Below are 21,517 nucleotides of genomic sequence, written 5' to 3' on the forward strand. Positions count from 1 at the left end.
AGGAGTAACCCCGTGTCCGAACCGCTATCCGCCGCACCCGTCGGCGATGATATCGCCCTGGCGATCCGAGGACTCGTCAAGATCTACGGCAACCTCGTCGCGGTTGCCGACCTCTCGCTCGACATTCCGACCGGTTCCTTCTACGGGATCGTCGGCCCCAACGGTGCTGGCAAGACAACGACGCTGACGATGGCCACGGGCCTGCTCACCCCCGACCGCGGCACCGCGCTCGTGCACGGGGTTGACGTGTGGCAAGAAACCGATCGTGCGCGAGGCCTCCTCGGCGTCATGCCGGATGGGATGAGGCTCCTCGACCGCCTCTCCGGCCCGGACTTTCTGGTCCACGTCGCGATGCTTCGCGGCCTCGACACCGACACCGCCCGCGAGCGCTCCCAGGAGCTGCTCACCGCCCTCGACCTCGCCGAGGCCGGAAAGAAGCTCATCGCCGACTACTCGGCAGGCATGACAAAGAAGATTGCCCTGGCAGGCGCGCTCATTCACTCACCCAGGGTCCTCGTCCTCGACGAACCCTTCGAGGCCGTCGACCCCGTGTCCGCGGCCAACATCCGCCAGATCCTCACGGACTACACCAAGCGCGGCGGAACAGTCATTCTTTCCTCCCACGTGATGGCCACCGTTCAACAGCTGTGCAGCCACGTGGCAATCATCGACAAGGGACGGGTCCTCGTGGCGGGCACGACCGACGAAGTCGCGCAGGGCGGAGACCTCGGTGAGCGCTTCACCTCCCTGGTCGGCGGCGTCCACGCGGAGGAGGGCCTGTCGTGGTTGGGCAACTGATCCGCCTGAAGTTTCAGATCATTTGGAACACGATCCGGCGCCAGACCGCCATCCTGGTGCTGTCGATCATCGGGGCGCTCTACATGGCTTTCGTGGGAGCGAGCATCTACGTGGGACTCGCGTTCCTCGCCCGTTCCGAGGAGGCCGCCCGGGTGGCGCCTCTCTTTGCCTTCGCGGGCCCCCTCGTCATGGCTGCGTGGCTCGTGTTCCCCATCCTGTTCTCCTCCATGGATAACTCGGTGGACCCGGTGCGCTTGGCTCCTTTCGTTGGGCCGAGCAAACGCCTTGCCACGGCCCTAGCAGCTGCGACTGCCATCGGCCCGGGCGGCATCTTCTCAGCCGTGATACTCGGCCTGCCGACGTGGTTCGCCCTGTGGCGTGCTCAGTGGCTTGAGGCGATCGGCTGGCTGATTGCCTCCGTCGTGTCCCTCGGCATCGCGGTCCTGTGGGCGCGCGCCGTCGGAACCTGGTTCGCGGTCCGGCTCAACACCTCCGGAAAAAAGGACCTGATCACGCTCCTCGGCGTCACCGTTTTCATGGTGATCCTCACACCGATGGGATATTGGGTGAGCGTCCTGAGCCGGAACTTCTCGGTTGATGCCTTCAGGGCCGGTGTCGAGGTGGCGCTGTGGACCCCCTTCGGTGCCCCCTTCGGGGTCGTCGCCTCCCTCGTCGAGGGAGCGTGGCTGGCGGCCGCTGTTCGCGCGGCGATCAGTGTGCTCACCGCCTACGTGGGATGGCGCGCGTGGGTCAAGGTCTTGGGGCCGGTCATGAGCGGATATGCGAACACGGTGTCGGCTGACGCTCAGCGCGCAATCGACGAGGGGCGCCACCTCATCGACGACTCCGTTGAGGTGGCTGAACGTAGTGAGCGCGTGGCGCAAGCCCGCTCCGCGGGACTGCGCAGCGTCGACTGGTTTACTCGCCTGGGCCTCGGTCCTCGCAGCGCATCCCTTGCTGCGCGTACCCTGCGGTACTGGATCGTCGATCCGCGCCTGAACATGAGCTGTGTCCTCGCGGTGATCTTCCCGATCCTTGCGATCCTCATGGGACGCATCGATGTGGGAGGACAAACCGTGATGTTCACTGGAGTGTTCCTGTACCTGGTGCCGATCACGATGGGCCTGTCCACCGGAGCGCTCATGCAGTACGACTCGACGGGTGCGTGGATCGTCATCTCCTCGGGCATGAGTGGGCGCGAGGAACGCCGGGGGCGCCTCATCGGCTCCCTCCCGGCGCTTCTTCCGCAGGTTGTCGGATACCTGATTCACGATGTTGCCGTGGGGGCGAACGCCCAGGACTTCGTCTACCACCAGGTGATGGGTGTCATTTTCTTCGCCGGAGCGGCTGCCACGACTCTCATTGTCAATGCTCGCTGGGTCTACCCGGTTCAGCCTCCCGGCACCTCGCCGCTGGGCGCGAAGGGCACGGGGTCCTTCCTGATGACCATGCTGCTGCAGCTCGTTGGTTTCGCGGGCACGGCCCTTCTTCAGGCGCCCTCGTACGTGCTCTTGGCGCTGGCGGCCTTTGGCGTCGTGCCCGCCTGGGTGGCGTTCGTCGTCGCCATCGCGTGGTCCGTCGTTGTCCTCGAGGCGGGCGTTCGCATCGGAGGGCGCGTGTGGGACCGGTACGCCGTGGCGGCGTTGACGACGATTCGCAGCTGGCCCGGGCACTGATCGGGTTCCCGTCGTTGCACCGGGGCCGGGCTCGTCCATTGGGGGCGCCCGGCCCCGGCTGTCTCTGACAGAAGCATGGATGTCGTTCTCCCGCGTGCCATCGCGAGCACACACTCGGTGAATTGAGCGCCGCTTTGTGCATCGATTGAGACATCGACAAAAGGCGAAGGAGGGAAGCCGCGATGGCGCAACGTGTCATGCCCGCCTGTGCGTGGCCTGATGGAGGGCGATGTCGTTGAGTGAGTCGGAAGCGTGTTGCGAGGGGACGGCACGAGTCACTGCGACATGTCGTTGCCCGTGGCCATACCCCTGGTGCCGTTTCGCGTCAGGGTGAACGTCGCGACGGATGCCGCACGGTGACGCTCTGAGCTGCGGTGCTGGTGGAGAGTGCGCGCACTATTCGACGGTGAACGACGCGGATAGGTTGTTCTCATGCGGATAGCTTGTTCGCTTGCGGATAGGCTACGAGGCTATCCGCGTGGTCATAACCTATCCGCGTATTCGTAACCTATCCGCGAGACGGGCGAATGCCGCCGGGCGCGAGAGCGTGCGCCACGGGTACGAAAAACCGGCGGTCACTGGGCCGCCGGCTAATCGCTGTGCGTCATGGGGGACTTGAACCCTCAACCCGCTGATTAAGAGTCAGCTGCTCTGCCAATTGAGCTAATGACGCGGAACTTTCACCGGCGCGAGCCGGGAAAGCTGTGCGTCATGGGGGACTTGAACCCTCAACCCGCTGATTAAGAGTCAGCTGCTCTGCCAATTGAGCTAATGACGCGGGGGTTTTGCAACCGAGAGACAAGTATACATGCGAGGCAGTGTGGTCGCAAGTCAGCCGACTTGGCCGTGTCCTATGTCGCACGCGGCAGGGCGACGGACGCCACCCCATACAATGGACCACGAAACGAAAGGGGAGGGCAGTGTCGCAAGTATCGAGCATCTATTCCACGGTCGCAGAGGACATCCTTAAGCTCGTGTGGTCGGCGGAGGAGGCCGGACGCGACGGGGTTAAGCCCAAGGACATTGCCGACCACATGCGAGTGGTTCCCTCGACCGCAACCGAGAACGTTCAACGCCTCGCGCGCCAGGGCCTCGTCGTGCACGAACGCTACGGGCGTGTCCGGCTGACCGATGAGGGGCGCGCCATCGCCCTGGGCATGGTTCGACGCCACCGACTCCTGGAGACCTACCTTCACGAGGAGCTCGGTTTCTCCTGGGACGAGGTGCACGAGGAGGCGGAGATCCTCGAGCACGCCGTCTCGCAGCGACTCCTGGATCGCCTGGACCGGGTGCTTGGCTATCCGAGGCGAGACCCGCACGGGGATCCGATCCCACGTCCCGACGGGTCGAGCGAGGCGGTACCCGGCGTCCCGGTGGCGGACGCTCCGCTTGGTAAGCACGCGACCGTTGAGCGCCTACCGGACCGCGACGCGGGCGCCCTGCGCGCCTGGGAGCGCGGCGGCTTGATCCCCGGGGCGCGGATTGTGATTGTCGGGCGAGCGGACGCGGGGGTCACGGTCGCCCTCGCCGATGGACGGAGCGTGCTCCTTGACCCCACCCAAGCCTCGGAGGTCATCGTCCGCGACTAGCGCATTGCCGCGTCGGTGTCCGAGCGGCCGTCACGGGAGGTTGCGCGCGGCTCGTCGTCCGTCGCCCCGCCGTCCGGGCGTTCTCACCCCAGCGCGGCGGAACTCATCGAGGGCGGCACGTGTGCGCCGTGCCCGGCAGCGAGCAACGCGCCTCGCAGGGCGCTCATCGCGGAGTCGAGTTCCTCCTCGGACGCTGGGGCAGCCTTCGACAGCAGCACGTCCGTCTCGTCGCGCGCCGCAATGACGTGCAGGTGCGTGTGTGGAACGTCGAAGCCTGCGATGACGAGCCCGACGCGAGGGACCCCGAAGGCGGCCTTCTGGGCGATGCCGATCGTGCGTGCCACCGTCATCAGATGGGCGGCGACATCGGAGGGAGCGTCGGTCCACGCCTCGTAGGGGCGGCGCGGAACGACGAGCACGTGGCCGGGGGATGTCGGCTCGATCGTCGCGAAGGCGACGCACAGGTCGTCAGCCCACACGAAGCGTCCCGGCCACACGCCCGACATGATGTTCTCAAAGACTGTACTCATGCGACTATTGTCACCCATGGGCGCGCTCTTTTGCCGGTGGGCGCGCGCGGCGGCTCGCGCGACGGTGAACTACCCTTGTGGGGAGTATTGATACGCGACCCATCCAAGCAGAGGAACGCACAGATGAGCGACAATCCGCAAGGTGCCCCGGCGCAGCGCTACACCGCCCAGCTCGCCGGCCAGATTGAGACGAAGTGGCAGGACCGCTGGGAGGAACTGGGAACCTTCCACGCCGATAACCCGGTCGGCTCCCTCGCGGGCCCCCTGGCCTCGCGCGACCCCTACTTCATTCTCGACATGTTCCCCTACCCCTCGGGCAAGGGGCTGCACGTGGGGCACCCGCTCGGCTACATCGCGACCGACACGCTCGCGCGCTTCCGGCGCATGAGAGGCGACAACGTCCTGTACACGATGGGCTACGACGCATTTGGACTCCCGGCCGAGCAATACGCCGTTCAGACCGGCCAGCATCCCGCCGTCACCACCAACCAGAACATCGCGAACATGCGTCGTCAGCTGCGCCGCATGGGACTCTCGCACGACTCCCGGCGCTCGTTGGCCACGACCGATATCGAGTACGTCCACTGGACCCAGTGGATCTTCCTCCAGATCTTTAACTCCTGGTTCGATCCCTCCGCCACTGCCCCCGACGGCTCGATCGGTGCGGCGCGTCCGATCGACGAGCTGATCGCCAAGCTGGAGTCGGGGCAGGTGCGCCCCGCCGACGGGAGCGACTACGCGACACTGAGCCGCGCCGAGCGGGCCAAGGTCGTTGACTCCTTCCGACTCGCGTACGTGTCCGAGGCGCCTGTCAACTGGTGCCCCGGCCTGGGCACGGTCCTGGCCAACGAGGAAGTCACCGCGGACGGGCGATCCGAGCGCGGCAACTACCCGGTGTTTAAGCGCAACCTGCGCCAGTGGATGATGCGCATCACCGCATACGGCAAGCGCCTCGCCGACGACCTCGAGACCATTGACTGGCCGGAGAAGGTGCGCACCATGCAGCGCAACTGGATCGGCCGCTCCGAGGGTGCCACCGTCCGCTTCGACGTTCCGGGAGCCCGTGAGGTCGGCGCCTCCCACGCCAGCCTCGACGTCTACACGACGCGCCCCGACACGCTTTTTGGCGCAACCTTCATGGTTGTTGCACCCGAACATCCGATCCTTGGAGGAACGGTCGGCGGGGACGACGGGGACGAGGCAGTGCTCACCCTGCCCGAGGCCTGGCCCGACGGAACCAAGGACGCGTGGACGGGCGGCGCCCCCACTCCTCGCGTGGCCGTGAGCGCCTACCGCGCCCAGGCCGCGGCGAAGACCGAGGCCGAGCGCGTCGACGAGGAACGCACGAAGACCGGCGTGTTCACCGGCCTGTTCGGCATCAACCCCGTCAATGGACGCCGGGTGCCGATCTTCGTTGCCGACTACGTCCTGTGGGGCTACGGCACGGGCGCCATCATGGCGGTTCCCGCCCACGACGACCGCGACTGGGAGTTCGCCCGCGCCTACGACCTGGACGTCGTGCGCACCATCGGGCCGGCCGACGACCCCTACGGGCCCGACCTGAACGAGGGCGCGTATACCGGCGACGGCGTGGCCGTGGACTCGGCGAACGATGAGATCGACCTGAACGGACTGGCCAAGGACGAGGCGAAGGCCGCCATGACCGCCTGGCTGACCAAGAAGGGCCTGGGCCACCGCACTGTCACGTACCGGCTGCGCGACTGGCTGTTTAGCCGTCAGCGCTACTGGGGCGAACCCTTCCCGATCGTGTGGGACGAGGACGGCGTCGCACACGCGCTGCCCGAGGAGATGCTTCCCGTCCAGCTTCCCGAGGTGTCCGACTACAGTCCGCGCACCTTCGAGGCAGACGACGCGGCCTCCGAACCCGAGGCGCCCCTGGGGCGGGCCGAGGAGTGGGTGAACGTCACTCTCGACCTGGGCGACGGGCCCAGGCGATACCGCCGGGAGACCAACACGATGCCCCAGTGGGCGGGGTCGTGCTGGTACGAGATGCGCTACACGGATCCCACGAACGCGGATCGTTTCGCAGGCGAGGAGAACCTGGCGTACTGGATGGGTCCGCGCGATGGCAAGGCCAGCGGCGGCACCGACATGTACGTGGGCGGCGTCGAACACGCGGTCCTCCACCTGCTCTACGCGCGCTTCTGGCAGAAGGTCCTCTTTGACCTGGGGCACGTTCCGGACTCCGAGCCTTACCACAAGCTGTTCAACCAGGGGTACGTCCAGGCCTACGCCTACACGGATGCGCGCGGCCAGTACGTGCCCGCCGACGAGGTGGAGGGCGACGAAGCGTCGGGCTTTACCTACCGCGGTGAGCCCGTTGCCCGCGAGTACGGCAAGATGGGCAAGTCCCTGAAGAACATCGTCACTCCCGACGAGATGTACGACGCCTACGGCGCCGATGTCTTCCGCGTGTACGAGATGAGCATGGGGCCCCTCGACCTGTCGCGCCCGTGGGACACCCGGGCCGTGGTGGGCTCCCAGCGTTTCCTGCAGCGGCTGTGGCGCAACGCGGTTGATGAGGAGACGGGCGAGGCCACCGTCACGGAGGACCCCGTCGACGAGGCCACGCGACGCCTGGTCGCCCGAACGATCGCCGAGGTCACCGAGGAGTACGAGAACCTGCGCATCAACACTGCCCTGTCCAAGCTCATCGTGCTCAACAATCACCTGACGGGACTGGACGCCGTGCCGCGCGGCGCGATCGAGCCGCTGATCCTCATGCTCGCCCCCGTCGCCCCCCACATCTGCGAGGAGCTGTGGAGCAGGCTCGGTCACCCGGAATCCCTGGCTCGCGAGCCCTTCCCCGTGGTCGAGGACGCCTCGCTGCTGGTCGAAGACACGGTCACGGCGGTCATCCAGGTCAACGGCAAGGTCAAGGCGCGCATCGAGGTCTCACCCTCGGTCACGCCCGACGACCTGACGGCCGCGGCGCTGGCCGAGGCGCCCATCGTCAAGGCGCTGGGCGGTTCCGACCCCCTCAAGGTCATCGTGCGCGCGCCGAAGCTCGTCAACGTCGTCGTCAAGAAGTGAGGACGCATGCCTGAAGGCGATGCCGTACGTCGCCTAGCCGGAACCCTCGACGAGCTTTTCGTCGGGGGAACCGTCTCGGCCTCTTCCCCGCAGGGGCGTTTCGCGTCCTCGGCCTCCCTCCTCGACGGGTGGGTGATACAGCGAGTGCGGGTGCACGGAAAGCACATGTTCATCGGCTTCGTCGCGCCGCAGCCTGGTCGCACCTACGAGGCAGGGGTGGAACTCCTGGAGGGAGCAGCCGCCGGGAGCGGCGAACCCATCCTGGGTGAGGACGCCCCCTGGCCCAACCACTGGGTGCATATTCACCTGGGGCTGTACGGGTGGTGGCGCTTCAACGGCGACGAGACGGTCGTCGATGAGGGGCACGGGGTCGCCCACCGCATTCCCAATGTCGCGCCTGGGCAGTGGAATGGGCACTCCGAGACCCGGTGGGGCGAGGGATTCGGCGAGGCCAAGGCGGGGGAGTGGGAACCGCCGGAGCCGGTCGGCGCCGTGCGCCTGCGCCTTGCCAACGACCACGCGGTTGCAGACCTGGTGGGACCCAACCGGTGCGAGCTGATCAGCGACGAGGAACGCCGCGCCGCCGAGGCCAAGCTTGGCCCGGATCCGCTCGACGCGGGGGCACGGTCCGATGCGCAGGCCGCGGAGCGTTTCGCCCAGGTGGCGCACGCCAAGCGGCGCTCGATCGGCGAGATCGTCATGGATCAGTCCATCATCGCCGGGGTGGGCAACATCTACCGCGCGGACGCGCTATTCCTGGCGGGAATTTCGCCCTATCGCAAGGGGGTCAATGTCTCGCTCAAGCGCCTGCGCGACCTGTGGGTCCTCATCTGCGACCTCATGAATCGGGGGCTCGCGGCGGGACGGCTTGACACGATGGATCCCGACGAGGCTCCGAACCCGCCCATTGAGGGCGACGAGGAGGCTTCGCGCTGGTACGTCTACCATCGGACGGGCAGGGCGTGCCTGCGCTGCGGGACGCCGATTCGCGAGGCGCTCATGCAGAATCGCCGTCTCTTCTGGTGCCCGTCCTGCCAGCGCTGAGCGCGGGAAGACGCCCGCGGCGGGGCGCCGACCCCTCGGACATTGGCTAGGCGATCTCCTCGAAGCCCAGCACCGAGTAGAGCTCGTTCGCCCCGCCGTGGCGTGAGTCGAGCCGTAGGGCAAGGCTGCCGAAGCCCCACGAGGCGCAGCGGCCGGCGACCTCAGCGACGAGCGCCGTGGCGATGCCGCGCCTACGGTAGTCGGGAGCAACGATCAAGTCGACCACGAAGGGATCGTCCGGCGCATCGTCCCACGGGGATTCTCGCACGACGAGGATCGCTCCGACGAGAGTTCCCCCGTCCCACGCGCCCACGAAGGAATCTTCCGTGGTCGCGCCGAAGGCTCCTTCGAAGGTCAGGCGAAGCTCCTCGGAGGTCTCCAGGAGGGCCTCGGGGGTGACGTCGTCGCCGTAGGCCTCGAGGGTGAGCACCGCGAGAGCGGGAATGTCGAAAGTCGTGAGCGTGGCGATCTCAATACCCTGGGGGCGAGTCGCCGCCGACAACGCATTCAGTGGGCATGTAGAGTTCGAGCTTCCATAAACCAACTATAGGTGAGGGCGCTCACTTTGTCACGGCTCGTCGCGTCGGGTGGCGCGCGAGGCACCCACGAGGCGGTCGGGAGGTGGGCGTCGCCGAACCGAGGGGGCCGACTCAGATGTAGAGCGCGGGCTCGTCGAAGAAGTAGTTGGGATCCACGATGAGGTCGCGGTCGCGCGTGTCCTTCTCGGGTTTGGGAAGCAGGCGCGCCGGAACGCCGATGGCGACGTTGCCGCAGGGAACGTCCTTGACGACGACGGCGTTGGCACCGATCTTGACTCCGGTTCCCACGGTGATGGGACCCAGGACCTTCGCGCCGGCACCAATCATGACATGGTCGCCCACGGTGGGGTGACGCTTGCCCGGCGTCATCGCCACCCCGCCGAGCGTAACACCGTGGAAGATGACGACGTCGTTCCCGACCTCGGCGGTCTGACCGATGACGACTCCCGTTGCGTGATCGATGAAGACGCGCCTGCCGATGCGTGCCTCCGGATGGATGTCGACGCCCGTGACTGCGCGGGCAGCGGAGGAGAGAAAGCGGGCGGGCGTGCGGGCTCCGCGCTGCCACAGGGCATGGGAGACCCGGTGGGTCCACAGGGCGTGAACGCCGGGATAGGTCAGGGCGATCTCCAGAGAGGATGTTGCCGCGGGGTCGCGCCGTCGCGCCGTGATGAGGTCTTCTCGAAACAGACCGAGCGCCTTGGTAGGAAGCGCTCGAGAGAGCGTGCGCGACAGGGCGCGTACGGTAAGTGCCACGGGGTCCTCCTGCGGGATCGACTGGTGTGCGAAACGCTCGGGTGGCTTCGAGTATTCCATCGAAAGCCACCCGAGCCGTCGCGAGTGCTCAGTCCTCCAGACCGGCGAAAAGCGCGGTCGACAGGTAGCGCTCACCCGTGTCGGGTAGGAGCGTCACGATCTTCTTTCCGGCAAACTCGGGGCGAGCCGCCACTGCCGCCACGCCGGCGAGCGCCGCTCCGGAGGAGATTCCCACCAGGAGTCCCTCCTCGGCGGCCGCGCGGCGAGCGAACTCCAGGGCGCTCGCCGTCTCGACGGAGATGACCTCGTCAACAACCGAGGAGTCGAAGGTCTCGGGCACAAAGTTAGGCATGAGTCCCTGAATGCCGTGGGGGCCGGGGTTGCCGCCGGTGAGGAGGGGGGACTCGGCGGGCTGAACCGCGATGACACGCACGTTCGGATTCTTGCCCTTGAGGACCTTTGCCACGCCCGAAATCGTTCCGCCCGTTCCCACGCCGGCCACGAAAACGTCGACCTGACCGTCAGTGTCCGCCCAAATCTCCTCGCCTGTGTGCGCGACGTGTGCCGCGGGGTTCGCGGGGTTCGTGAACTGGGAGGCGATGATCGCGCCGGGTCGCTCGGAGGCGATGCGCTCGGCTTCGGCAACGGCCGCGGATACGCCGCCCTTGGGGTCGGTGAGGACGAGTTCGGCGCCGAAGGCGCGCACGATCGCTCGGCGCTCCACCGACATGGAGGCGGGCATGACGATCACGACCTTGTAGCCGCGCGCCGCGCCGACCATGGACAGGGCGATACCGGTGTTGCCCGACGTCGCCTCGACGATGGTGCCGCCGGGGCCGAGGGCTCCCGCCGCCTCAGCGGCATCGATGATCGAGCGGGCGATGCGGTCCTTGACGGAGGAAGCCGGGTTGAAAGACTCAACCTTGGCGACCACGTCGACGCCTTCACCGACGACGTGGTTGATCCTAACGAGGGGGGTGGCGCCGATCAGATCGGCGACGGTGGAGGCAATACGTGCCATGTGAAGTCCTTCCAGAGGCGTTCGTGCATCACGATTGTCATACCGCGCTTGGGGGCGCGTCTAGTTCAACCCGGCGCGTTTCCACGTAGCGAAACTTTGCGACACCCGCCGATGCTTGGGCGAGGCAGGCGTCGAAGCTCTCGCGGCGCTTCGGCTCGATCGCGATCGTGAGGCTCACCCGGGATGCCCACACGGTATCGAGCACGGTGGCGCCCTTGGCGCGCAGCTCCCCCTCGATGCGTCCGGCGTCGGAGGGATCCAGGTCGGTTCGTAGCACACAGCGCTCGGCGAGGTAGGCGATGCGGGCGGCGGCCACCGCCTCGGACACGGAGGTCGAATAGGCGCGCACGAGGCCGCCGCCGCCCAGGAGGATCCCGCCGAAGTAGCGAGTCACAACCGCCGTCGCGTTCCAGGTGTTGGAGGCGCGCAGGGCCTCCAACATCGGCGTGCCCGCCGTGCCCGATGGCTCGCCGTCGTCGGAAGAATGCTGCAGGGGAGCGGCGTCCTGTGGGTCAATGAGGTAGGCCGAGCAGTTGTGACGCGCCTGCGGGTGATCTGCCTTGACCTCGTCAATGAGGGCGCGAGCCGCCTCGGGCGTATCCGTCCTGGCTAGCGTCGTGATGAAACGGGAGCGTTTAATCTCGATCTCGTTGGTCAGGAGGGTGCCGGCGGCGAGCGTGCGAAGAACGGCCATGCGCCCAGTCTAGGTGAGGCCAACTCCGCGCGGTCTGTAACCAGGATCGCAGGCACGCGACCAGGCGCGGTGTGCTCGCGGCTATCGACCGTGGTAGTCTGGTCGGGTTGTCGCCGTGCGCTCGCGTGGCGCACCGAATCAGAAAAGTCGTCGAGAAAGAAGAGGAGCGGTAAGACATGGCAGTTCCCAAGCGCAAGATGTCCCGTGCGAACACCCGCACCCGCCGGTCTACCTGGAAGGCTGATCTTACCGAGCTGAACACCGTCAAGGTTGCCGGCCGTGAGATCCGCGTGCCCCGCCGCCTGGCCAAGGCCTACAAGAATGGCCTCCTGGACGTCGAGGGCTGACCTCGCTTCCACACACGGGCCCGGGACAGCAGTCCCGGGCCTTTGCCATGCCTCTCATCTCTGAGTGCGCGGCGAAGGCCCCTCCGGTCGTCGGCGCGCGCCTGAATCCAGCACCCGAAGAGGAACGCACATGAGCCTGCCACCGTCTCTGCCCGCCGCAAGCGGGGGAGTGGGCCACGGCCTCGTCGCGACGTCGGCAACGAGTGGCACCGAGGGAGCCATCGTCTCCCTCTTCCTGATCGCCGCAGCTGCGGCCATCGCCCCACTGCTGTCCTCGCTCACGCGCAAGCGCGTGCCCGACGTCGTCTGGCTGCTTATCCTTGGCGTCATTATCGGGCCGAACGTTCTGGGACTCGCATCCCTGACCGAGCCAATCTCCGTGTTCCGCGAGGTCGGCATGGGCATGCTCTTCCTCATCGCGGGCACCGAGATCGATGTCGAAGAGGTGCGCGGCCGGGCGGGCAGGCGCTCGCTGCTCACGTGGCTCGTGTGCTTCGGTATCGGCATGGCCGTCTCCTGGGCGGCGGTGGCCGCGTCGGGTACGACGGGGGTCGCCACCGCGACGTACATTGCCCTGGCCATCGCGCTGACCTCGACGGCGCTGGGCACGCTGCTGCCCATCCTCATGGAGGCCGGCGTCATGGGGACGACGATCGGCAAGGCCGTCCTCGTCCACGGCGCGGTCGGCGAGCTCGCGCCCATCATCGCCATGTCGCTGCTATTGTCGGCGCGTAGCCCCTGGGCCGCGGCGATCGTTCTGCTGGTATTCGCGCTTGCCGCGCTCCTTGCGGTCGCTATCCCGACGCGCTTCATCCTCAGGCATCCCGCGATCGGGCGGACGATCCTGCACGGGGCGCAGACCTCGCAAAAGACGCTCATGCGCGTCGTGATGGTGGTCCTCACCGGCCTCATGGCGCTGTCCGCGGTCATGGAACTGGACATGGTACTTGGTGCATTTGCGGCCGGCATCATTGTGCGCGCGCTGGCACCCGGCAACTTCACGATGGTCGAGGGCGAGCTGCGCACCCTCGGCTTCTCCTTCCTCATCCCGCTGTTTTTCGTCACCTCGGGTATGACCATCTCACTGAGCGCGGTCGCGGGCTACCCCTTCCTGCTCGTCGCCTTCGTCGGCGCGATCCTCGTGGTGCGCGGCGTGCCCATCGTTCTTCTGGAACGCTTCCACGGGTCGATCGAGCGCGTCGGCTGGACGGATGCCACACGCATCGGCCTGTATGGTGCGACCGGCCTGCCGATCATCGTTGCCGTCACCGAGCTGGGCGTATCGACGGGTGTCCTGCCTTCGTGGTTCGCCTCCCTGCTCGTCGTCGCGGGCGCGATGTCCGTGCTGCTCTTCCCGCTGCTCGCCTTCCTGCTGGGGCGTGCTGGTGGAAAGGCGCGCTAACCTCCGCTAGTCTTACAGACGGCGCGTAAGCGCCACGCCTCCGTAGCTCAATGGATAGAGCAAGGGCCTTCTAATCCCGAGGTTGCAGGTTCGAGTCCTGTCGGGGGCGCCACCTGTTTCCACGCGCCCGTCTCGCTTCTGAGACGGGCGCTGTCACAAACTCCCGTTACATGGACCCCTCCTGCGCCACCCGCGCGAAGGCGGACATACTGGGGCCATGAACGCACGAACGAACACCGCCCGTCGCATGTGCGGGTCGATTCGTGCCCGAATGCGAGCCTGACACCGACGTTCGCCATTGGCCAGGTCCCCGATGCAGCCTCAAGCACACGACGACGCCACCGTCGCATCGGCGCCACAATCCGAGAGTTCCCCCGTGCCCTACACAGACGACACCTACGCGTGCCCCTGCACCCACGATCACGAACCCACCCTTCTCTCCTTCGAGGTGATGCCCCCGCGCAAGCCCTCGCTGGAAGCCCCCTTCTGGAAGACCGTCGATTCCCTGCTCGACGTGCGGCCCGACTTCATGTCCGTCACCTACGGGGCGGGTGGAAAAGACCGGTCGAATGCGCGCTCGACCGTCCACCGTCTCGTCGCAGACACCCCGATTCAACCCATCGCCCACCTGACCTGCGTCGGTAACTCCACCGACGAGGTCGTTTCCGCCGTCTACGACTACCTCGACTCGGGCGTGCGCACCTTCCTCGCCCTGCGCGGAGACCCGCCGGCCGGGGAGAACGGCTGGGAGCCCGGTCCCGGCGGCGTCGCCAGCGCAACGGAGCTCATCCACCTGATCCGAACCGTCGAGAAGCGCCGCTGTGACGCACACCCGGGCGAAGCCCTGCGCTCAGCCTTCAAGCCCCTCACCATCGCCGTGGCAGCGTTCCCGGCGGGAAACCCGGCGGCGGGAACGACGCCCGCACAGGAAGTGGAACGCCTCCTCGTCAAACAGGCTGCGGGCGCATCCTTCGCCATCACCCAACTTTTCTGGGATCCGGACGTCTACGCATCCTTCGTGGAGCGCGCCCGCCGGGCGGGAGTCACCCTGCCGATCGTACCCGGCATCCTGCCCGCCACCGACCCGGCTCGCCTACGTAGAGTCCAGGACCTCACGGGCATCGAGGTCCCCGAGCACATCCTCGCCGCCCTTTCCGACCGCAGTGACCAGGAGGCCCGGTACGCCTTCGGTGCCGCGTTTGGCTCCCGCCTCTTCCACGACGTTATCGACGCGGGAGCTCCCGGCGTCCACCTCTACACCTTCAACCAGGCCAGGCCCGTCCTCGACATCCTCGCCCTCGTGGGAGTGGGGGCCGACCCCGATCGGTTCCCGGCCTCGCCTCCCGATACCCGCGCCTGAGCAATCGACCACCCCGCGGCAGGGAGCGGGCCAGCCCCGCGCATGCCGAATGAGTAGCACCCCCTAGGAGAACACTATGTCTGCTGCCCCCGCGCAGTTTCCCACCGCCACGATCCTGGCCTACCCGCGTATCGGCCGCGAGCGTCAGCTCAAGCGTGCCCTCGAGGCGCGCTGGGCCGGACGCATCACCGATGCCGAGCTGACCCGGGCCGCCGACGAGCTGCGTCGGGAGAACCTGGCACGCCTGGTCGAGCTCGGTCTGGGCGCGACGGACGCCTCGCTGGCCGACGCACCCTCCCTCTACGACCACGTCCTGGACGCGACCATTCTCCTGGGCGCGATCCCGCCGCGCTTCGCAGGACGGAAAGGTCTCGACCTTTACTTCGCGCTCGCGCGCGGCGACGACCAGGTGGGTCCCGAAGAGATGACGAAGTGGTTCGACACGAACTACCACTACCTGGTCCCCGAGATTGGCCCCGACACCCCCCTGCACTTCGCGGACGACACTCTCACCCGTCGATTCGTGACCGCCCGTGAATGGGGATACGTGACCCGTCCCGTCGTGGTTGGGCCGGTCACCTACCTTGCGCTGGCCAAGGCGGACCCTGCCACCCCCGATTTCGATCCGCTCTCGCGCATCGACGAGGCCGTGGCCGCGTACGCGCAGGCGCTGGCCTCCCTGCACGCCGCGGGAGCCCCGTGGGTCCAGCTTGACGAGCCGGCCCTGACATCGGACAACCTGTCGCGTCCCCGCGCCGAGCTGGCCGAGCTGGCGGCGCGCGTCTACGAACGCCTGGCGGCCCAGCAGGATCGACCCCAGATCCTGCTCACGACCCCCTACGGCGACGCCTCCGACGCGATCGGCGCGTGTGCCGCCACCGGCGTGGAGGCCATTCACGTGGACACCCTGCGTGGCTCCCTGCCGCAAGGCGCGGACCTGTCGGGCGTGAACCTGGTCGTGGGCGCGGTCGACGCGCGCTACATCTGGCGGGCCGACCTGGCCGCCCTGCGCGCCACCCTGGCGCGCGCGCAGCAGCTTGGGGCTGCGCGGGTCAGCGTCGCCACCTCCAACTCCCTGCAGCATGTCCCTCACGACACCGCCCTTGAGACGTGGGACGATCCCACGCTCAACGAAAACCTTCACGCGTGGCTGGCCTTCGCTGACCAGAAGGTCACCGAGGTTGTCACGCTGGCTTCCGGCCTGCGCGAGGGCTGGGACGCTATCGATAGCGAGGTCGCCGAGGCGACGCGCGTCCTCGAGCAGCGGGCCGCCGCCCCCGGAGTGGTGCGCCCCGACGTCCGCGCGCGTACGCAGGCGCTGACCGACGCCGATCGCACGCGCGAACCCTACCTGGAGCGCGAGGCCGCACAGGCCCAGCGGCTGCACCTGCCGCCCCTGCCGACCACGACGATCGGTTCCTTCCCGCAGACAACCGAGATTCGCCGCGCTCGCGCCGCCAACGCGCGCGGGGAACTGAGCGACGCCGACTACGAGGCGCGCATGCGCGAAGAGATCGCCTCCGTCGTGTCTCTCCAGGAGGAACTGGGCCTTGACGTCCTCGTTCACGGCGAGGCCGAGCGCAACGACATGGTCCAGTACTTCGCGGAGCTCCTGGACGGCTTTGCCGCCACGCGCAACGGCTGGGTCCAGTCCTACGGATCGCGATGCACGCGCCCCTCGATCCTGTGGGGCGACGTGTCTCGACCGGCTCCCATGACGGTCGGCTGGACCAGCTACGCCCAGTCGCTGACCGACAAACCCGTCAAGGGAATGCTCACCGGTCCCGTCACGATCATCGCCTGGTCCTTCCCGCGCAACGACCTGCCCCTGGCCGAGGTAGCCGACCAGATTGGCTTGGCGCTGCGCGACGAGGTCAGTGACCTCGAGGCCGCGGGAATCGCCGCCATCCAGGTCGACGAACCGGCGCTGCGCGAGCTGCTGCCTCTCGACGTCGACCGGCACGCCGACTATCTGGCCTGGTCCGTGGGTTCCTTCCGCCTGGCGACCTCCTCGGTGCGCCCCGATACCCAGATCCACACCCACCTGTGCTACTCCGAGTTTGGCCAGATCATCGACGCCATCAAGGCCCTGGATGCCGATGTCACGTCGATTGAAGCGGCGCGTTCGAAGATGGAGGTCGTGCCCGAGCTTGCGGACGCTGGCTTCGACCACGGGATCGGCCCCGGCGTCTGGGATATCCACGCTCCCCGCGTTCCCGGTGTCGAGGAGCTGGCCGAGCTGATTGGCCTGGCCGCCGACGCGGTGCCCGTCTCGCGCCTGTGGGTCAATCCGGACTGCGGCCTGAAGACCCGGGGCTATGAGGAAACGAAGGCGTCGCTGGACAACCTTGTCTCCGCTACTCGGCAAGTGCGTGCCCAGCGCGGCCTGGAGAGCTGACACATCCAGGCGCTCGGTGAGGGGTGGGGCCATCGGTCCCACCCCTGACCTTTGTCCGGCGCCGACGGCACCTACTGGGGTCGGCTGGTCGAGTGCAGGGGGCAGTGGGGACGGACCAGGCGAGGAAAGGACGCGGTTGGCGGGGCAGAAGAGCAAAGCGGCAGGCGGCACTGGCACGCGCGGACCGCGCCACCCCGACGGACCACCTCCGTTACCTCGTCTCATTCTGTGGGCGCGGTGTTGCCGGGCATTCATGCCTCCGACAAACTAGTGGCATGACGACTTTCGCGAACCCCATGTGCTGCCCCACCGGCGGCATGATGTCGCGAATGTGTATGTGATTGACGCCCCAACTTTCCTGTCAATCACCGCCGCAGTGATATGCCCACAGTGACCGTGGGAGTGCGGCCCCGAAGAATCGGATACACCCATGACCCTCGTCAACACTCCCGACACCTCCGCCGCCTCGACGGACGCTCCGACCTCCTACGAAGACTTCCTTGATGTTCTGGCCGGGCTGCGACTCACCTCCTCGCGCATCGACATCGACCTCGACCGTGGACAGGTCACCCTTGACGGACGGGACGCCGGCCTGTCCGCCAAGGAACACGACCTCCTCGCCCACCTGGCCGCCAACGCAGACCGTGCGGTGACGCGCGCCGAGCTCTTTGCCTCCGTGTGGGCGCAGGCCGACTTGGGAGCCGACTCCCGCACCGTCGACGCTCACGTCCGTCGCTTGCGCAAGAAGCTCGCCGCCGCCCCCGATCTGATCTCCACGGTCCGCGGAGAAGGCTACCGCTTCAACTCCACCCCGGCCGTGCGCGTGCGCCTCACCCGGCCCGTCGCACTGGCCGCCTAAGCACAGCGGGCGAACACCTCAGATCACGAGCCGCGTGATCTCGGAGTCGAGCGGGAGTTCCTCCACGTGCAGGGGAGAGGACTCCATGCGGCGACGCAGCCCATCAATGTCATCGGGGGTGGACAGGTCGATACCCACCAGCGCGGGCCCGAGCTCGCGGTTGTTCTTCTTCGTGTACTCGAAGTGAACGATATCGTCGGCGGGGCCGAGCACATCCTCCAGGAAGATGCGCAGCATGCCCGGCTGCTGCGGGAATGTCACGAGGAAGTAGTGGCGCAACCCCTCGTGGCGCAGCGAGCGCTCCATGACCTCCGCGTAGCGCGTCAGGTCGTTGTTTCCGCCCGAGACGACGCACACGATCGCCCCATCGGCGCGCCCCAGCAGGGCCTTGCGATCCGCGGCATCGGTCAAGAATACGTGAGCCGCCGTCGATGCCAGCGCGCCCGCAGGCTCGGCGATCACCACCGTCGGACTGGTAGAGCTCCAGCATTTCGGTACACACGGCACCCTCGGGGACGACCAGGACGGAATCGACAAACTGGGCGGCGATACGGAAGGGAAGAGCTCCGGCCCGTCCCACTGCCGTCCCGTCGACGAAGGGGTCAACCTTCGCCAGGGAGATGGGCTCACCCGCCTCGAGAGCGGCGTGCATGGAAGCCGCTCCGGCCGGCTCGACGCCGATGATTTTCACCTCCGGGCGTTGAGCTCGCAGCCAGGTAGACACTCCCGCCACGAGACCTCCGCCCCCGACCGGAACGAGGACGGCGCACGTGTCGGCGGGCATCTGCGACTCCAATTCGACGCCAATCGTTCCCTGTCCGGCAATCGTGAAGGGATCATCGTAAGGATGAACATAGGTGCGTCCCGTTGCCCGCGCGGCCTCCTGTGCGAGGGCGTTGGCGCGATCGAACGTTCCATCCACGATGACCTGCTCGACCCACTGCCCGCCGATCGCCGCGATCCTGCGGCGCTTTTGGCGTGGCGTGTTGGACGGAAGATAGATCGTGCCGCGCACCCCCAGGTGGGCGCAGGCGTAGGCCAGTCCCTGAGCGTGGTTGCCGGCCGAGGCGCACACGACGCCGCGCTCACGCTCGGTGGGGGAAAGGATCGACATGCGAGCGTAGGCGCCACGAACCTTGAAGGAACGGCACTTTTGCTGGTCCTCACGTTTGAGCAAAATGTCCACGCCCGCCTCACTCGAGAGGCGCTCGGAGCGCTCCAGGTTCGTGCGCACGGCAACCCCCTCCAGGGCGGTGGCGGCCTGACGAATATCCGTGGGCGTGGTCACGTGAGAACGAGTGGGCATGGGTGCTCCTTCCAGTACCCCTCCAGTGTAGTAGTGGCCACGCCCCCCAGCGCACCACCCGACCGTATGGCGAGGAGAGCACTACCATGGAGGACGTGAAAACACTGAAAGACCCCCTGATCTGGATCGACTGCGAGATGACCGGCCTGGACGTCGCGAATGACGCCCTCATCGAAGTGGCCGTCGTCGTTACCGACGGTGACTTGTCGATCGTCGACCCCGGCATGGACGTCCTCATTACGCCACCCGCCTGCGCCCTGGAGAACATGAACGACTTCGTGCGCAACATGCACACCAGCTCCGGGCTGCTGACCGAGCTCGCCAGGAGCGGGGTGTCCATGGAGGAAGCGACCGAACAGGTCCTGTCCTACATCAAGCGTTTCGTGCCCCAGCCGGGCAAGGCGCTGCTGGCCGGTAACTCGGTGGGCACGGACAAGATGTTCCTCGAGGCCAACATGCCCTCCGTCATCGAGCACCTGCACTACCGTCTCGTCGACGTGTCCTCCATCAAGGAGCTGGCAAAGCGCTGGTATCGCTCGGCCTTTGCCGAGGCGCCCGTCAAGCACGGGGGACACCGCGCGCTGGCCGACATCCTGGAGTCCATTCAGGAGTTGGAGTACTACCGCCGTGTCCTCTTCCCGGCGCAGCCCGTGCCAACCGACAGGGCGCGAGCGGTCGCCCGAGAGGTCGTCTCGCTGGGAATCGCCCCCGCCGACCACGCCCAGTAGGCTCCGCTGAGCTGCACGGTGACGGTGCTGCCCGCGAGGCGGCGCCGCCTCGCACCCGCCCGCTGCTGCGTGCACAGGTGTCCGTTGCGGTGCCCACCTGTCCACAGGGGAGAAGGGACGCCTTGAAGGCGGGCTGGGCGCGGTGTTTCCTGGGGTAACCGGCACGGGCCGGTCACCCCAGGAAAGGATGCAATGATGCAAGACACGGCGACAACTCTGAGGGGACGCATCGGATCAGATCCGATCATGAAGCACGTCAAGGACACGTGCGTGACGACCTTTCGGATGGCGATCACTCGCTGGCGCTTTGCCAGCGAGGCGCGCCCCGGGGCAGCCTCCTACGTGGAGGACGGAGCCCACTGGTACACCATCGAAACCTGGGACACGCTTGCGCAGAACGTGTTTCGCAGCTGCCGCAAGGGCGATCCCGTCATCGTGGTCGCACGGCCAGTTCCCAACGGCTGGGTCGACGCGGCGGGCGAGGTGCGTTCGTCGATTGTCTTTCGAGCCTGCGCGCTCGGACACGACCTGGCCAGGGGATACGCGCGCTTCACGAAGAACCAGGTGATCAGCCTCGCCGAACCGTCGGCGGGTACGGCCGATGACCCCTTCTCGACCAGGCCGGGGCAGCCGGGAGAGATTCCCACCGACGCGCGGGAGAATACGCACGGAGCGGACGGGAAAGACACCTCGGAAGCCGATCAGGTGGAGGAGGGCGCTGGGGAAAGCGCGGATGGGGCGGATGCCCCCTCAAGACGCGTCGATGGCCAAGCGGGGGAAAGCGCGGGGGCAGCGCAACCAGGTGAGAAGGATGTGAGGGCGCCCGGGGCTCCCGCGAAGGACAGCGACCTGCTCCCTGCCGAGGATGCGCCCGCTGAGCCCGTGGCTGCAATCGCGGGTACGCCCGGAGCGCGTTTCGACTACGGCGTGACCCGGTCGTCCCGGGGAACCGAATTGCTGGCGTCGGCGATCACGACGTGAGCGATCGCGCAGGGGCCGTCGTGACTGATCGAGACCAACACCCTCCACGAGGAAGCCGCCCCGAGGCTCGTCTCGCACGCTCGTGCGACGGCGCCGTGCAGCGTGATGGCGGGGCGATCCCATTCGTCGTGAAGGACCTCGATCTCGCGCCAGTCCACCTCGTCGATGCCGAGGAGGGGAGGGGACCCAAACAGGGCGCACGACCACGCCTTGATGAAGGCTTCCTTCGCGGCCCACAGGCCCCCCGCGTGACGGGCCACCGCCTCGTCATAGCGGGCGGAACCGTCTCGCGCGCCGGACGTCGCAGCCGCGCGGGAGCGGACCCGACGAGCCTCCCTGGGCGTCAGGACGCCGGCCAGGAAGGTTGAACCCGGCGCCCCCACCTGAGCGGCAAACTCAGGGAGGGACACCAGGTCGACGCCGAGTCCGCGCACG

General features: G+C 67.3%; 17 protein-coding genes, 3 tRNA genes and 2 pseudogenes. 13 read left to right on the plus strand and 9 right to left on the minus strand.

Annotation, left to right across the window (positions count from 1 at the left end):
* Positions 1-12: 12 nt before the first annotated feature.
* Both NQK35_RS02230 and NQK35_RS02235 read left to right on the plus strand, forming a co-directional pair.
* A complete protein-coding gene (locus NQK35_RS02230) occupies positions 13-798 on the plus strand; it encodes an ABC transporter ATP-binding protein (protein WP_257114429.1) in 786 nt (261 codons plus the stop codon).
* Positions 783-2,474, plus strand: a complete 1,692-nt coding sequence (locus tag NQK35_RS02235) for a hypothetical protein (RefSeq protein ID WP_257114430.1) — start codon at positions 783-785, stop codon at positions 2,472-2,474. Before NQK35_RS02230 ends, NQK35_RS02235 begins: the two co-directional genes overlap by 16 nt.
* Positions 2,475-3,074: 600 nt before the next feature.
* Here NQK35_RS02235 and NQK35_RS02240 read toward each other — a convergent pair.
* Positions 3,075-3,147: transfer RNA gene (locus NQK35_RS02240), tRNA-Lys, on the minus strand.
* A 32-nt stretch (positions 3,148-3,179) separates the two neighbouring features.
* A tRNA-Lys gene (locus NQK35_RS02245) sits at positions 3,180-3,252 on the minus strand.
* A gap of 142 nt (positions 3,253-3,394) precedes the next feature.
* Here NQK35_RS02245 and NQK35_RS02250 point away from each other — a divergent pair.
* Positions 3,395-4,063, plus strand: coding sequence for a metal-dependent transcriptional regulator (locus NQK35_RS02250; RefSeq protein WP_257114431.1), 669 nt, complete (start codon positions 3,395-3,397; stop codon positions 4,061-4,063).
* An 83-nt stretch (positions 4,064-4,146) separates the two neighbouring features.
* Here NQK35_RS02250 and NQK35_RS02255 read toward each other — a convergent pair whose 3' ends face one another.
* Positions 4,147-4,593, minus strand: coding sequence for an HIT family protein (locus NQK35_RS02255; protein WP_009211954.1), 447 nt, complete (start codon positions 4,591-4,593; stop codon positions 4,147-4,149).
* Positions 4,594-4,716: 123 nt separating this feature from the next.
* Here NQK35_RS02255 and NQK35_RS02260 point away from each other — a divergent pair, with 123 nt between their 5' ends.
* Both NQK35_RS02260 and NQK35_RS02265 read left to right on the plus strand, forming a co-directional pair.
* On the plus strand, positions 4,717-7,647 hold the full coding sequence (locus NQK35_RS02260) for a leucine--tRNA ligase (RefSeq protein WP_257114432.1): 2,931 nt from the start codon (positions 4,717-4,719) through the stop codon (positions 7,645-7,647).
* A gap of 6 nt (positions 7,648-7,653) precedes the next feature.
* Entirely contained in the window at positions 7,654-8,691 is a 1,038-nt protein-coding gene (locus NQK35_RS02265; RefSeq protein WP_257114433.1) for an Fpg/Nei family DNA glycosylase, read from the plus strand.
* A 46-nt stretch (positions 8,692-8,737) separates the two neighbouring features.
* Here the strand turns inward: NQK35_RS02265 and NQK35_RS02270 are convergent.
* From NQK35_RS02270 to NQK35_RS02285, 4 genes and pseudogenes are all read right to left on the minus strand, one after another.
* Positions 8,738-9,228, minus strand: a pseudogene (locus NQK35_RS02270) (GNAT family N-acetyltransferase).
* A gap of 113 nt (positions 9,229-9,341) precedes the next feature.
* A complete protein-coding gene (gene cysE / locus NQK35_RS02275; protein ID WP_034231978.1) occupies positions 9,342-9,986 on the minus strand; it encodes a serine O-acetyltransferase in 645 nt (214 codons plus the stop codon).
* Positions 9,987-10,074: 88 nt separating this feature from the next.
* Entirely contained in the window at positions 10,075-11,007 is a 933-nt protein-coding gene (gene cysK / locus NQK35_RS02280; protein ID WP_009211949.1) for a cysteine synthase A, read from the minus strand.
* A 37-nt stretch (positions 11,008-11,044) separates the two neighbouring features.
* On the minus strand, positions 11,045-11,701 hold the full coding sequence (locus NQK35_RS02285; RefSeq protein WP_257114434.1) for a YigZ family protein: 657 nt from the start codon (positions 11,699-11,701) through the stop codon (positions 11,045-11,047).
* 176 nt (positions 11,702-11,877) lie between these two features.
* Between NQK35_RS02285 and rpmF the strand changes: the two genes are divergently transcribed.
* The 6 genes from rpmF (at position 11,878) to NQK35_RS02315 (ending at position 18,067) form a co-directional block, all read left to right on the plus strand.
* Entirely contained in the window at positions 11,878-12,048 is a 171-nt protein-coding gene (gene rpmF / locus NQK35_RS02290) for a 50S ribosomal protein L32 (protein ID WP_003792889.1), read from the plus strand.
* Between the two features lie 130 nt (positions 12,049-12,178).
* Positions 12,179-13,450, plus strand: coding sequence for a cation:proton antiporter (locus NQK35_RS02295; protein WP_009211947.1), 1,272 nt, complete (start codon positions 12,179-12,181; stop codon positions 13,448-13,450).
* Positions 13,451-13,486: 36 nt separating this feature from the next.
* Positions 13,487-13,562, plus strand: a tRNA-Arg gene (locus tag NQK35_RS02300).
* A gap of 264 nt (positions 13,563-13,826) precedes the next feature.
* Positions 13,827-14,810 (plus strand): methylenetetrahydrofolate reductase, encoded by a 984-nt coding sequence (locus NQK35_RS02305; protein WP_257114435.1) that lies wholly within the window; start codon positions 13,827-13,829, stop codon positions 14,808-14,810.
* A gap of 76 nt (positions 14,811-14,886) precedes the next feature.
* The gene (gene metE, locus NQK35_RS02310) at positions 14,887-17,208 is read left to right on the plus strand and encodes a 5-methyltetrahydropteroyltriglutamate--homocysteine S-methyltransferase (RefSeq protein WP_257114436.1); all 2,322 of its coding nucleotides are present in this window, start codon (positions 14,887-14,889) and stop codon (positions 17,206-17,208) included.
* A gap of 430 nt (positions 17,209-17,638) precedes the next feature.
* Positions 17,639-18,067 carry a winged helix-turn-helix domain-containing protein gene (locus NQK35_RS02315; protein WP_257114437.1) on the plus strand — a complete coding sequence of 143 codons (429 nt, stop codon included), beginning with the start codon at positions 17,639-17,641 and terminating at the stop codon, positions 18,065-18,067.
* A gap of 18 nt (positions 18,068-18,085) precedes the next feature.
* Here NQK35_RS02315 and ilvA read toward each other — a convergent pair.
* A pseudogene (gene ilvA, locus NQK35_RS02320) lies at positions 18,086-19,373 on the minus strand (threonine ammonia-lyase IlvA).
* A 137-nt stretch (positions 19,374-19,510) separates the two neighbouring features.
* Here ilvA and orn point away from each other — a divergent pair.
* Both orn and NQK35_RS02330 read left to right on the plus strand, forming a co-directional pair.
* Positions 19,511-20,101 carry an oligoribonuclease gene (gene orn / locus NQK35_RS02325; RefSeq protein ID WP_034231973.1) on the plus strand — a complete coding sequence of 197 codons (591 nt, stop codon included), beginning with the start codon at positions 19,511-19,513 and terminating at the stop codon, positions 20,099-20,101.
* 192 nt (positions 20,102-20,293) lie between these two features.
* On the plus strand, positions 20,294-21,082 hold the full coding sequence (locus tag NQK35_RS02330; protein ID WP_257114438.1) for a single-stranded DNA-binding protein: 789 nt from the start codon (positions 20,294-20,296) through the stop codon (positions 21,080-21,082).
* Here NQK35_RS02330 and NQK35_RS02335 read toward each other — a convergent pair.
* Complete coding sequence (locus NQK35_RS02335) at positions 21,022-21,516, minus strand: holo-ACP synthase (RefSeq protein WP_257114755.1); 495 nt, start codon at positions 21,514-21,516, stop codon at positions 21,022-21,024. The genes NQK35_RS02330 and NQK35_RS02335 overlap by 61 nt on opposite strands.
* Position 21,517 lies beyond the last annotated feature (1 nt).

The organism is Schaalia odontolytica (genome assembly GCF_024584435.1).
Lineage (GTDB): Bacteria > Actinomycetota > Actinomycetes > Actinomycetales > Actinomycetaceae > Pauljensenia.

What these genes read in the sequence shown, in the direction of transcription:
- NQK35_RS02255 (WP_009211954.1), bottom strand. Translation starts at nt 4,593, where the DNA reads ATGAGTACAGTCTTTGAGAACATCATGTCGGGCGTGTGGCCGGGACGC.
- NQK35_RS02260 (WP_257114432.1), top strand. Translation starts at nt 4,717, where the DNA reads ATGAGCGACAATCCGCAAGGTGCCCCGGCGCAGCGCTACACCGCCCAG.
- NQK35_RS02265 (WP_257114433.1), top strand. Translation starts at nt 7,654, where the DNA reads ATGCCTGAAGGCGATGCCGTACGTCGCCTAGCCGGAACCCTCGACGAG.
- cysK (WP_009211949.1), bottom strand. Translation starts at nt 11,007, where the DNA reads ATGGCACGTATTGCCTCCACCGTCGCCGATCTGATCGGCGCCACCCCC.
- NQK35_RS02285 (WP_257114434.1), bottom strand. Translation starts at nt 11,701, where the DNA reads ATGGCCGTTCTTCGCACGCTCGCCGCCGGCACCCTCCTGACCAACGAG.
- rpmF (WP_003792889.1), top strand. Translation starts at nt 11,878, where the DNA reads ATGGCAGTTCCCAAGCGCAAGATGTCCCGTGCGAACACCCGCACCCGC.
- NQK35_RS02295 (WP_009211947.1), top strand. Translation starts at nt 12,179, where the DNA reads ATGAGCCTGCCACCGTCTCTGCCCGCCGCAAGCGGGGGAGTGGGCCAC.
- metE (WP_257114436.1), top strand. Translation starts at nt 14,887, where the DNA reads ATGTCTGCTGCCCCCGCGCAGTTTCCCACCGCCACGATCCTGGCCTAC.
- NQK35_RS02315 (WP_257114437.1), top strand. Translation starts at nt 17,639, where the DNA reads ATGACCCTCGTCAACACTCCCGACACCTCCGCCGCCTCGACGGACGCT.
- orn (WP_034231973.1), top strand. Translation starts at nt 19,511, where the DNA reads ATGACCGGCCTGGACGTCGCGAATGACGCCCTCATCGAAGTGGCCGTC.
- NQK35_RS02330 (WP_257114438.1), top strand. Translation starts at nt 20,294, where the DNA reads ATGATGCAAGACACGGCGACAACTCTGAGGGGACGCATCGGATCAGAT.